This window comes from Candidatus Acidiferrales bacterium, assembly GCA_036514995.1.
Classification (GTDB): Bacteria; Acidobacteriota; Terriglobia; order Acidiferrales; family DATBWB01; genus DATBWB01.
On sequence record DATBWB010000048.1, the window covers coordinates 1 to 11,303 of the forward strand.

At 58.3% G+C, this 11,303-nt stretch carries 11 protein-coding genes and 1 tRNA gene; 6 read left to right on the forward strand and 6 right to left on the reverse strand.

The features are described from left to right. The first annotated feature begins 236 nt into the window (after window positions 1-236). Window positions 237-782, forward strand: a complete 546-nt coding sequence (locus tag VIH17_03510) for a PA14 domain-containing protein (GenBank protein HEY4682300.1) — start codon at window positions 237-239, stop codon at window positions 780-782. A 465-nt stretch (window positions 783-1,247) separates the two neighbouring features. Here the strand turns inward: VIH17_03510 and VIH17_03515 are convergent, their stop codons facing one another. Then, window positions 1,248-3,119: a radical SAM protein gene (locus VIH17_03515; GenBank protein ID HEY4682301.1), complete on the reverse strand. Its 1,872-nt coding sequence runs from the start codon at window positions 3,117-3,119 to the stop codon at window positions 1,248-1,250. Window positions 3,120-3,482: 363 nt separating this feature from the next. Here VIH17_03515 and VIH17_03520 point away from each other — a divergent pair, with 363 nt between their 5' ends. Continuing rightward, complete coding sequence (locus VIH17_03520) at window positions 3,483-3,686, forward strand: cold-shock protein (GenBank protein HEY4682302.1); 204 nt, start codon at window positions 3,483-3,485, stop codon at window positions 3,684-3,686. A gap of 99 nt (window positions 3,687-3,785) precedes the next feature. Further along, window positions 3,786-4,112: a hypothetical protein gene (locus VIH17_03525; protein ID HEY4682303.1), complete on the forward strand. Its 327-nt coding sequence runs from the start codon at window positions 3,786-3,788 to the stop codon at window positions 4,110-4,112. A 213-nt stretch (window positions 4,113-4,325) separates the two neighbouring features. Here VIH17_03525 and VIH17_03530 read toward each other — a convergent pair whose 3' ends face one another. The 5 genes from VIH17_03530 to VIH17_03550 form a co-directional block, all read right to left on the reverse strand. Then, a complete protein-coding gene (locus tag VIH17_03530) occupies window positions 4,326-5,213 on the reverse strand; it encodes an alpha/beta hydrolase (protein ID HEY4682304.1) in 888 nt (295 codons plus the stop codon). A 322-nt stretch (window positions 5,214-5,535) separates the two neighbouring features. After that, complete coding sequence (locus tag VIH17_03535) at window positions 5,536-5,709, reverse strand: hypothetical protein (protein HEY4682305.1); 174 nt, start codon at window positions 5,707-5,709, stop codon at window positions 5,536-5,538. A gap of 65 nt (window positions 5,710-5,774) precedes the next feature. Further along, a complete protein-coding gene (locus VIH17_03540) occupies window positions 5,775-6,122 on the reverse strand; it encodes an RNA-binding protein (protein ID HEY4682306.1) in 348 nt (115 codons plus the stop codon). 584 nt (window positions 6,123-6,706) lie between these two features. Beyond that, the gene (locus VIH17_03545) at window positions 6,707-7,171 is read right to left on the reverse strand and encodes a nuclear transport factor 2 family protein (GenBank protein HEY4682307.1); all 465 of its coding nucleotides are present in this window, start codon (window positions 7,169-7,171) and stop codon (window positions 6,707-6,709) included. 142 nt (window positions 7,172-7,313) lie between these two features. Next, window positions 7,314-7,389 (reverse strand) — tRNA-Arg (locus VIH17_03550). A gap of 701 nt (window positions 7,390-8,090) precedes the next feature. Here VIH17_03550 and VIH17_03555 point away from each other — a divergent pair. The 3 genes from VIH17_03555 (at window position 8,091) to VIH17_03565 (ending at window position 10,958) form a co-directional block, all read left to right on the forward strand. Then, window positions 8,091-9,788 carry a histidine kinase gene (locus VIH17_03555; GenBank protein HEY4682308.1) on the forward strand — a complete coding sequence of 566 codons (1,698 nt, stop codon included), beginning with the start codon at window positions 8,091-8,093 and terminating at the stop codon, window positions 9,786-9,788. A 1-nt stretch (window position 9,789) separates the two neighbouring features. Then, complete coding sequence (locus VIH17_03560; protein HEY4682309.1) at window positions 9,790-10,458, forward strand: response regulator transcription factor; 669 nt, start codon at window positions 9,790-9,792, stop codon at window positions 10,456-10,458. Window positions 10,459-10,601: 143 nt separating this feature from the next. Beyond that, window positions 10,602-10,958 (forward strand): PilZ domain-containing protein, encoded by a 357-nt coding sequence (locus tag VIH17_03565; GenBank protein ID HEY4682310.1) that lies wholly within the window; start codon window positions 10,602-10,604, stop codon window positions 10,956-10,958. The last annotated feature ends 345 nt before the right edge of the window (window positions 10,959-11,303 follow it).

An 11,303-nucleotide genomic window follows, 5' to 3' on the forward strand; every position in this document is an offset into this window, starting at 1 on the left:
TACTTCTGGAACTCTCCGAACTGGAGCGCCTGGGTGAAGGGATTTGCATTCAAGTTGCAGCTCTTATCACTTTCGCTGCCCTGCCGAGAGACGAGAGTCCTTGGCAACCACCGTATTTTCAATCTGTTACGGCGGTCGCCCCCATTGGAACCGTGCGTGCATAAACGACATGTAGGGGGCTGAAGTATGAGAACCCTACCGTGCCCCTTTCCCTCAAAGGCCCTTGGAGGACAAAGATGAAAAAGATTCTGGCCGCACTTGCGGTCGTGCTTTGTTTTGCTCTTCCGTGCCTTGCCGACAACTTCGTTACGGTAAACGTGTATTCAGGACACAGCCTTGTCGGCGGCGGCACACCCTACAGCGGTTTGGTTGGGACTTTCACGTCGCCCGACATCATGTTCGCAACCGGCACCGGATATGCTTGGCACCCATTTGCGCTCCCTGATTTCGGTGCGGATATGTTCGGTCAGCTCCTTATCCCAGCTACAGGTCTCTACACATTCACGCTGGATTCCGACGACGGTAGCCTGCTGTTTATCGACGGCTTACTGGTCGTTGACGATGGGGGCGCGCACGGGCCCGCTGTGGTTTCAGGTAGCGCGCTTCTCACCGCTGGGGTACACCCTTTCGAGGTTCAGTTTTTCGAATGTTGTGGCGGGCCTAGCGGTGTTGATCTGCTTTTGCCAACAGGAGTCACTTACGTTCCTGAACCCGCTTCCCTGTTGCTTGTAGGAACTGGCCTTCTTGCGTTGGGAAGCCGTGTGAGAAAACTCTTGGGCTAGGTCCCAAACTGCCGTTTCAACCAGCAAAAGGGCAGTCGTTTGCCCAGGATGGTGCCCCAAGTTTGAAGCACTCGGACGCCCGGCCTCCTGCCCCGCCGAGTCCGGGCGAAGACTAGGACGCCGAAGGCCCGTGTACGCGCCGGGTCGCTGGCCGAACGTGCAGCAGAATCTCCCCTACGCCTGAGGACTCTCTGTCCCCGACCGTGGCTTGACCGGGCAACGTCTTACCCCTCTAAAGATTGTTGAGAGAGCGCTGTGTCCCAGGGGCGGAGAGTTCCTGGGAGTCTGAGGAGGACTTGGTGCGCCCGGCTTGCCGCGCGCAGACCGGAGGGATGTATTTGCCCTGCGCGCAGTTTGCGTCCCGGCGTCATTTGTCGGGAAGCGTCGCCTAAGGCCCGAAGGGAACCCCCGACCTTCAGGTTCGTTATGGTTCTGTGCATCGCTCTTCGCTGAGGCTGGCGTGCCCTAGGGGACGATTTCAGAACTCAGTGTTGCCGGCTCGAAGTCAATCTTTCTTGGGCCAGTGGGGCCCAGGGCGGGGCGGCTGAACCCTTCGGGCAAATCGCCGTTATCGCCGCGGAGGTATTGCAGGTAGTTAGGCCGCAGCGAAGCGATCAGTTCCCGGCGGCTCTTGGTCACGAGCGGCTTACCGACGTAAGCCTTGCCCATGCGTTGGATGATTTTTTCCGGGGCCAAGCCCGCGAACATCATCAGCGGCCAGGTGAAATTGGGGCCGTTCAGTTTGCGCAGTCGGTAGAGCCACAGGAACAGTGATCCGACGCGCCAGGCCATGGGGCCCCACCAGCTATACTGGCCCGGGCGCAGGTTCATCTTCCAGCACCCCATGATGAGCTGCCATTGCAGGGGGCGGAGTTGGCGGGTGTGGGTGACGCCCGTCTGATGTTCCATGCGCGTGTCGTGCAACGGCGTGAAAATGGAAGGCACCAGGAAGGCGAACAGGCCGCGGCGCTCTATCTCGTACACCAGATCGAGCGTTTCCCGGACGTCCTGATCGGTTTCGCCGGGGTTGCCCACCATCAGGGTCATCATGGGGAACCAGTTGTTCTGGTTGGCCACGCGCAGGCCTTCCAGGACTATGCTGGGCCAATCGTCAATGGGAAACGGCATGCCTTTGCTGGGCATGATCTGCTTGGCCATGCGGACCGAGCCGGTCTCGAGCCCGATCAGCGGGCATAGAGCTTTTTTCTGTGGGTGGGTGCTGAGCCGCGGCAGATGGATGGGACTTTTCGGTAGCAACACATCGGAAAGCTGCCGGATCAATTCCGGGTCCACGACGAAGGGCGCTATCGTGCAATGGCTCAGCACGTGCTGCTCGATGCCCGGCGTGTTCACAATTTCTGAATAGAGGTCCACCAGCGCTTCGCGGTTGGGGAAGAAGAACGGCGTGTCGGTGTGCACCTGGCCCCAGATGAACATGTCCTCGGTGGCAAGAGAGACCTGCTTGTTGCCGTGCCGCACGTTGGCTCGGACCGCTTCCATGATTCTCGCTTTGGGCAAGTCGATCTGCGGGTTCAGGTCCGGCGCACAGAAATTACAGCGGCGCCCGCAGCCGGTGGTCATTTCCACGACACCGAACGTGGTGCGCCGGTCGGGGAACAGGATGGCGTCGCGCGTTGTGGGATGCCCCACGGTGATTTCTCGCGGCAGCGTTTCCCCCGCGATGGCCTTGCGAAACAGCGCTAGGGTGTCCAGCGATTCGCTGCGGCCCTCAACGACGCAGTCGATGCCCAGCTCGTCAAACGTATTGGTCTGAGTGATCTGCCAGCCCCCCGATCCGCCCACCACCACCCGGAAATTCTTCCGGTAGAGACTCAGCTTGATCCCGGAGAACATAGCGCGGGCGTAGATCGAATTCAGCGGCATTTTCGACGAGCCGAGAATGGAGGCGTACACACCTGCCGCAAACGTGACGCCCAGCGGGTTGTGGGTGGAGACGGCCACGACGCGCGTATTGGGCCCGATAAACCGATCCAGGTCGTCGGGGAAGCAGGCCACCACGTCCTCAGAACCGAATTCGCGCAGCAGCGATTTCTCCAGTACGCGCACCCCGGCGGGCATGTATCGCGCCGAGCCGTCCTCGTCGCGCTCTACCTCGCGCCATTTCGGATATTTCTTGTCTAGCACAAACTCCATCCACTGCGGCAGCGACGCCAGAGCCATCTGGATGAAGTAACCGGCGTGGTCAATCGCTTCGGTGAGCGGTGCCGTCAGCACGATCAGCTTGCCGCCGTCGGCGGGAGCGTGGCGCTCTGAACCAATGGCGTTCTCCGTGATTCGATTTCGCTGGTTGTTTCCTGTCTTGGCGGTAGGCTGCATGCAGACAGAACTCCTCCCTATCGGGATTCTCGATTGCGAGCTCGATGCGCGCTGAAACTTTAATTCTATAGCACTCTTGCGCATGCTCCATGCAATCTTTGTTCACCAGTAACGCGCTGGTTGTCCTTCTAACCCATTGCAGGAATCTGGGAGCGACAGAACAGCAAAATAGGGGTAGGAGCTTCGCCCAAGTCATGCTAGTGTCGGGGTGCGTTTGATGCTCTTGTAAAACCTTTGGGTTCGTAGAGAGGGGCTGCAGGGACACCACTTGCAGCCGTTTTCGTTTTTGGCGGCTGAAGGCACCCGTTAGATGGGACTGGAGACACCAAATAGCTTAGACACGAAAAGAGAAAGAGGAATCAGTTGAAAGAACAAGGAACAGTGAAGTGGTTCAATGCCAGCAAGGGCTACGGGTTCATTCAGCGCCAGTCCGGCGAGGACGTCTTCGTACACTTCTCCGCCATCCAGGCGGAGGGGTACAGGTCGCTAAATGACGGTCAAGCGGTGGAGTTCGAAGTTTGCAAGGGTCCGAAGGGCCTGCAAGCGGAAAATGTCATCACCCTGTAGTCAACGGAAAAGGCGAGCCCGCTTCGGGCGGGCTCGCTTCCGCCTTGCGCGTCCGGAGCGACCGCAAGGCTCACCGAGAGTGCCTCACGAGGCGAACGAATGAGCGCCGCGATCCACGTCGCATATATCGGCTTTGAAGCCAAGGCAAACGTGCGGGAGTACACGTTTGCCGTCAGAGGGACGACAGCGGATCAGTCACGGGAAGTCAAGCTGACCATCTCAAACCAGGCCTTCCTGTCACAACGCGCGCGGTATCAAGACGCTCCCGACATCTGTTCTCACCGACTGCAGCGAGAACTTGCCAACGCCGACGATCCGCTGAAACCTCACTACTCCATCGGCGACGCGGAACTCGATGAATATCGCATCGCACATTCGCCGAAGTCCAGCCCGGGTAGGAAGCATAAGCCAGCGCAGGAACCCTAGACCTCGGCTCCGGTTTGCGCCAGGAACCGTGCCCCAAGGCCAAGCTAGCCACAGTGAGCGTGGACGATTACGCCAAGCGCACTCTTAGACTTGGTCGAAAACATGCTTCCGCTACAACTTCCGCCACAGTCAGCCGCAAGCCGTCAAGCGATTGCCGTAACTGATCGAAAGAGTAGCGCGCCCTGGGGGACGATTTCAGAACTTTGAGGTTGCTTAGCTTGCCGGACGGGATTTCAAGAATTCCAGAACTGCATTTGTAAACAACTCGGGGGCTGCTTCAATGGCGTCGTGCTCCTGACCTTGCAGGATCACGAGCATTTGGTTTGGCAACGCGCGAGCCAGAGCCTCAATCGCGGCCCGGTGATGGCCAGCCGTTTGAGAGCCCATCACCAGTAACGTCGGAATCGTCAGCTTCCCAAATTTCGCCGGAACAAATTCGTAGGCATTCAGCGCCCGTATTTCCCGGACCTGTACGTCAACGGTGCGCGCACGTGCTGTCCAGCTTGGGTTCTTCCGCGCCGCGGCGATTCGAGTCTCGGATAGCTTCACGATGTGACGCAGGAACATTTCTAGCGCTGCGTCCTTCTGACCTCTTCGCACAAGATCTTCAAACCTGCTGAGAACCGTGAGGTCCGTTACGGGGCCACCCACTGGAAACGGTGGTTCATACAGGACCAACTGATCGATGTTTTGCGTGCGCAAGGCTGCCTCGGCTGCACAGATGGCGCCCAGGGAATGGCCAATCACGGAAACCGGTGGGTTCAACGAATCAGCCACCGCTGCAACATCTTCAAATTCTCTCTCAAAGGAATACTCTTGAGCGTCACCACTCTGGCCGTGACCTCGCCTGTCCATCGCGCAAACACGGAAACGAGCGGAAAATGCAGGCAACACCCGTTCCCAACGGCTATGGTCACCCATGCCGCCGTGAACCAGAAGCAGAGCGGGCCCGGATCCCTGACATTCAAACGCAATACGCGTGCCGTCTTTTGAGCGCACTGTCAGTGGTTTCTCTGGGAGTGAGCGGGCGCCAAGTAAAGTGATAACGGTTGCTGGCGCAAATGCAGTTAGGATTCTCAGGAATTGACGCCGATCGTACATATCAAGTTAGGACGGCCACCGTTCGGTGCTCAAATCTTCCCGTTCCCCCTTCCGTGCGTGGGCTCTCGTATCTCCTGCGAAACGGCGGCTGCAGTCTAAGGTCCCTCGGACAGAAAGTGGTCTCTTTCCGTAATGATCCGAGCCGTCAGAATCAGGTTGAGCATGGGGTTCTAAACACACAGAAGGGTATCTCTCCAAGTTGTTGGATATCAAACGAAAAAAGGGATGGCGCGCCCTGGGGAACGATTTCAGAACTCTTCCGTTGGCCCAGACTGTGTCTGATATTCCACAGATGGGTCAACTTCGTTGAAGCCGCCCCCAATCAGCTTTGCGGTTCAGACTCGGCGGGCACGGTTACGTTTTCGTTCGGGGCTTCGTTTGCCGCGCGTTTGGCGAGGCTTCTCTGCGCACGCCGTTCGGCTTTCATGCGCTGCTTTTCCACTCTCTTCATTTCCTTCTGGCGCTTTTGAAACGTGGTTCTCGACCGCGTTGCCATGGGGTCTCCTTGAAATCAGGATGGGGCGCGAACAAAGTCGCGACCGGCAAAGGCATCGTCTGACGCTACCAGCGGGGTTCGCGCGGCTTGCGCGCGGCTTCGCGGTGATCCTCGTTCGAGAATCCGCCCCGGCCGCGGCCGCCACTGCCCCCTGGCCCGCTCCGTTCCGTTTTGGGGCGTGCTTCGTTCACCTTCAGGTTGCGCCCGCCAACCTCTTTTCCGTCGAGAGCCGCAATCGCCTTGGCTGCCTCTTCGTCATTGGCCATTTCCACAAAAGCAAAGCCGCGGGCCCGACCAGTGTCTCGGTCCGTCGCTATGTGGACGCGTGTGATCTGCCCGAACGCTTCGAACAGCGCCCGCAAATCGCTTTCCGTAGTCTGGAAACTCATGTTGCCGACAAACAGATTCTTCATTCTCTTTCTCTCCTTAACTCTCTGCTGCGCCGCTCGCGAGGTGTCTCGGCACCCAGCCGGATTCAGATCGCTTGGAAACGCCGATGGGGAACCGGATGAAGTCAGGTGAGGCAGGCCGTAAACTGCAGCCCGGAAGGCACTGACGCATTCCGACTTCTTGACACCGAGCGCTGAGTATAACACACATGCGGAAGGCAGCCACGACTTTGTGGAAGCCGGTGGGAGCGCGATGCTGCTCGGAGCAGGCGGCTTCCGCCAGGGGGCGTGAGCATCGATATACAGAAATGATTGCGTGCACCCCTGAGAGCAAGGAAATAGCCGAAATGCCGCGCACCGACAAGAAAGAACAAATGGCGCGCCCGAGGGGACGATTTTGGAACTCTCCCTATCCGCCAAATCCTGACCGAAATCCCTTACCCTAGACAGAAAATGACCTGAGGCTCTAACCAAAGGTCGTGTCAGGACGAAATCTATTTGATCGTGAACGACCGGCAGTACCGGGCGCGGAACGTAACACTCAAGACGCCTACGAATGCGCTCGCCGAGTTCCGCCACACGCTCCTGGGACGTGTGAGCTTGACCCCTTACCTTTGACAAACAATATTGGCGTGCCGTGCCGTCAACCGCCACTGACCTTTTTTCTTCATCCAAATGTTGGTATAGCGGCGGCGTAACGTTTGTCCCGCTCCGGGAGCATTGCCGACTGGCTGAACGGTTTCCAATCCCATCACGATGACAGTGTCTCCCTGAGGGAGCACAGACTCAATCTCGCGCACGAAGGAAGAATACTTGATTACGCCAGAGCGGACGAGCTCTACCACTTCTTTCTTCCCTTTGACCACCTGATTGTTGGGAGCGTTGACGGTGAAATCATCTGCCCAAAGTTTGTCTAATATCGTCAGATCACTCCGCAGCACGGCTTCACTTTCCGCACGGTCCAGCTGTTTGATTTCCTCCTCAACCGAAACATTCTGTTCGGCGCTTGGGCCTGATGCCAAACTGGTTGCGGCGAGGGTAACGGCCGTTAGGACTTGGATCAATTTCTTCATCTTCTTCTCCCATGGAGTCACGATTTGCGCCTAGGTCCCGTCTGGCCCCAATTGGCCTTGCATCCTAACACAGGCAAGAAGGTGGCGGCCCATCCTCCGCGTCGCAAAGGGTGGGAGAAATGAAAGGGGGTTCGAAAAGGACTGGCGCGCCCGGAGGGATTTGAACCCCCGACCTTCAGGTTCGAAGCCTGCCGCTCTATCCGCTGAGCTACGGGCGCACCTAACGAGCTAGTTTACCAAATCCTCCAAAGAAAAAGAGTGGCTGATTGCGAGAAGACGAAACTCGAAACTCGAAAATCGAAAATCGAAGACACAAGACACAACACTCAAGACTCAAGACTGGAAACCCCAAACCGGAAAACCGGAGACCAAATCGAGCTTGACGAGCACGAAACTCGAAAATCGAAAACCGGAAACCGAAACTCGAAAATCGGAAATTGAAAATCGGCAAGCTCCGATCGGCCACTCGGAGAGAGAAGCTCGAAAATGGCTAACCACGGCGAGCTTCCGGAGGATGAAACTCGAAAATCGAAAAGCGAAAAGCTAAAACCGAAAACCGAAAACCGAAAACCGGGAACCAGTGAGAGCTCCCGGAGGACGAAACTCCAACATCGAAACTCGAAAATCGAAAAAAGGCTATCAGGCGAGCCGGAGGCTGGGAAGTTCGGTTTCCCTCCGGAGCTTACTGGCAGGGTTCTAGTCCGGGTTCTCGAAGCTGAGACCCTGTCAGGGGCAAGGCTGTCCAGCGACAACAGGCAGGTTGTGGTGGCGGTGCGGCTTTCCTATTTTCCTCGTATCCACAGGACGCCACAGGCTTAAGCCTAGTTACCCCCTTGGAACGTCCCCATCTCAGGAAAGCATTGACATCGGTCTAGTACTAGCCTAAGCTTACCAGTACTTGCTGCCTTCCGTAGGGAAGATGGCAGTTGAATCGTTTGCATTTGTTCCCCCGAGCGGCTCGACCTCCGAACTGGAGCGACTGGTTCAGTCGTCGCGGCTGTTGTATGCGCTGCTGCTCTGGATCGCATTTCTGGCCACCGGGGTGACGTTCGGCGGCGTGGGCACCTGGGTTTGGCTGCCGCTGGCATTTTTGCTGGTGAGCGTGGCCGGGCTGGTAGTGGTGCGGCGCACGGTCTTGGGATGGGCTTTTCATGTTGCGGACCTGGTTTTCCTGGTGGCGTTCCTGGTTGCCTTTCCGTCGCTGGTTGGGTTTTTGTTTTTGTTTGCATTTTTGAGCATGGTGGCGGGCCTGCGGTGGGGATTCCCGCGGGGACTGCCCTTTGCTCCGATCATGGCGGTGACGGGAACGGCTTTGCTGGCTATGCCGAGCGGACTCAGCGCGGTGACTGCTCAATCGCCCCGATGGTGGTTGATGGGGGCATGCGCGGCCGGGGTGGGTTGCGGGTTGACCTACCTCGGTGGCGAGCAACGCCGGCGCGACGAGCAGCGCAGCGTGGTGAGCGAGGTTACTGACATGATCCGGGTGGAGCAGGGCTTTGGCGAATCGCTGCGCCAGGTCCTGGGAGTGATCGGGCGCATTTTCGATGTCGAGCGCTGCCTGCTCGCCTTTTATGACCTGGACGCGGACCGGCTTTACCTCTGGAACTTTCACGAGGATTCGCCCGAGCGCATTCGGCTGGAGCAACGTCTTTCCGATCAGCGCCCGTGGTTCTTTCTGGACCGGCTGGAAACGAATTTATACTGGAACCGCCTTGGCCAGATTCCGGCGGAAGGCGCGGGTTGGAGGGAAGGGAAGAAGGTGGAGCTGAGCCAGGTCCCTGTGCCGGCGGCGGATTTTGTGGAGCATTTTGGCGTGCGCTCGGCTCTGGCTGTCTCCTTCACGTTTGGCAGCGTGCCGGCAGGCAGGCTCCTGCTGGTCAATCGCCACGGGGAGTTCGCCGCCGAGCACCTGCGGCTTCTGGACCTGATTCTGAGGAAGGTGGGCCCGACGCTGGAGAACCTTTTCTTGCTTCGCCATTTGCGAGCGCGGACGGTGGAGAACGAACGAGCGCGGATTGCCCGCGACCTCCACGATGGCGTGCTTCAGACGCTGGTGAGCGTGGAGATGCAGCTCGACGTTTACAAGCGGCTGGCGGCGCGGAACCCGGAGAAGCTCCGCCGGGACCTGAGCCATTTGCAGGAGCTGGTTCACAAGGAGACGCTCGATCTGCGCCAGTTTGTGAGCGATTTGAAGCCCATCCACGTGGAGAGCGAAGACTTCATGGACCTGGTGCGCGACATGGCTGAGCGGTACGCGCGCGAGACCGGCATTGCGGTGGACGTGCTGGGCGAACCGCCGGCGCGCGAGCTGCCGGTGCAGATCTGCCGGGAACTTTTCCAGATTGTCCGCGAGGGGTTGAACAACATCAAGAAACACTCAGGAGCAAGTCACGTTGTAGTCAAATTGCGCGAAGAGGAAAACCGGATCTCGCTCGTGGTGGACGACAATGGCCGAGGCTTCAGTTTTGCGGGTCGTCTTTCGAGCGAGGAACTGGATCAGCTTCGCCTCGGTCCCATTTCGATAAAGGAGAGAACACGCACTATCGGCGGCCGCCTGATGATAGAATCCACGCCGGGTCACGGCGCGCGGCTGACGGTGGACGTGCCGGTGAACTAAGATGGCCAAATCGAAGCAAGCCATTCGCGTCGCGATTGCCGACGATCATCCTATTTTCCGCGACGGGTTAAGGAAGCTCCTCGAAGCCGAAGAGGACATGGTGGTGGCGGGCGAAGCGAGCAACGGCGCGGAAGCCGTGCAAATGATCCCGAAGGTCAAGCCGGACGTTTTGCTGCTCGACCTGCGCATGCCGGACAAGGACGGCCTGACGGTGCTGGAGGAGGTCAACTTCGATTCGCTGACGACCAAGGTGATCGTCCTGACCGCTTCCGAAGAAGAGCGCGACATCGTCCGCGCCATGCGGCTGGGCGCTCGCGGCGTGGTCCTCAAGCAGACCGCCACCGATATGCTCATCAAGTCCATCCGTAAAGTCCACCAGGGCGAAATCTGGCTCGACAAGCGCATGATGGCTGAGGTCATGCGCGCCTTTACCAAGTCCTCCGAGCAGGGCGTGAAACGCGACAAGCCTTTGCTCAGCGACCGCGAGAAAGAGATTGTGCAGCATGTCGCTCAGGGCTTCCGCAACCGCGAGATTGGCGAAAAGCTCTTCATCAGCGAGCAGACGGTGAAAAACCATCTGCACAATATCTTTGACAAACTCGGCGTCTCTGACCGGCTTGAGCTGGCCCTTTACGCCATCCACCACCGGTTGATTGAACCGGGCACCTGAAAAGCCCTCCCCAAGACTCATAGTACCGCCGTACCGCTTTCCGCCCACCCAAATTGATTCCCACGGGCTATTGTGCCTTTTTCTCCCCGACCTTAAACTTCGCCCGAGTTCGACAAAAAGGCAGCATCCAACTCGAGCCCGAAATGAAATTGAACGAACTGGATAAAATCGTGGGCGAACGCAGAATAAATCGAAGATTTCATATGCGCCTCCCCTTGCTGGTCCGCTGGGCCGGTCAGGAAGGGCGCACGGTCGAAAGCAGCGCCGAAACCCAGGATGTCAGCTCGCGTGGCCTCTACTTTTACGTGGACAAGCAACTCTCGCCCGGATCTGCGGTGGAGATCGTCCTCACCCTTCCCACTGAGATTACTTTGGCTGGTCCGGTGCGGGTGCGCTGTCTCGGTCGGATTATTCGGGTAGAGCCGCAGAACAGCACCAAGAAATTGGGAATCGCCGCTGAAATTGACCGCTACGAATTTTTGCGCGGAGAACCGGCCTAAGCCCTGTCTGTAAAGATGTCACGTTTCTTGCCCACGGGCCTGCGGAGGTGGGTGAGAGAGGGGCCGGTGACCTTGACCCTCAGCGAGGTCATCCGGCCCCATTTTTTTGCCTGCCTCGCGCTGGAGCGGTGGAAGAGCCAAGCGCTCCGCACAGCCGATTTGGCTGAATCGCTTTCCATCTACTTCACGACGATCTCCGGCTCCAGTCGGATGAGCGTTTTCATCGACCTGGAAACCAGACAGCTCTTCTCCGCCTTCTCAATCAGCCTGGCGGCACGGTCGCGCTCCGCCTCGGTAGATACGGTGATGCGCGGCTGGAGGACGATCTCGGTAATCAGGTAGCCC

Bases quoted from the DNA above. Each gene is read 5' to 3' on its own strand.
- VIH17_03510 (HEY4682300.1), top strand. From the start codon at position 237: ATGAAAAAGATTCTGGCCGCACTTGCGGTCGTGCTTTGTTTTGCTCTT.
- VIH17_03515 (HEY4682301.1), bottom strand. From the start codon at position 3,119: ATGCAGCCTACCGCCAAGACAGGAAACAACCAGCGAAATCGAATCACG.
- VIH17_03525 (HEY4682303.1), top strand. From the start codon at position 3,786: ATGAGCGCCGCGATCCACGTCGCATATATCGGCTTTGAAGCCAAGGCA.
- VIH17_03530 (HEY4682304.1), bottom strand. From the start codon at position 5,213: ATGTACGATCGGCGTCAATTCCTGAGAATCCTAACTGCATTTGCGCCA.
- VIH17_03535 (HEY4682305.1), bottom strand. From the start codon at position 5,709: ATGGCAACGCGGTCGAGAACCACGTTTCAAAAGCGCCAGAAGGAAATG.
- VIH17_03540 (HEY4682306.1), bottom strand. From the start codon at position 6,122: ATGAAGAATCTGTTTGTCGGCAACATGAGTTTCCAGACTACGGAAAGC.
- VIH17_03545 (HEY4682307.1), bottom strand. From the start codon at position 7,171: ATGAAGAAATTGATCCAAGTCCTAACGGCCGTTACCCTCGCCGCAACC.
- VIH17_03555 (HEY4682308.1), top strand. From the start codon at position 8,091: ATGGCAGTTGAATCGTTTGCATTTGTTCCCCCGAGCGGCTCGACCTCC.
- VIH17_03560 (HEY4682309.1), top strand. From the start codon at position 9,790: ATGGCCAAATCGAAGCAAGCCATTCGCGTCGCGATTGCCGACGATCAT.
- VIH17_03565 (HEY4682310.1), top strand. From the start codon at position 10,602: ATGAAATTGAACGAACTGGATAAAATCGTGGGCGAACGCAGAATAAAT.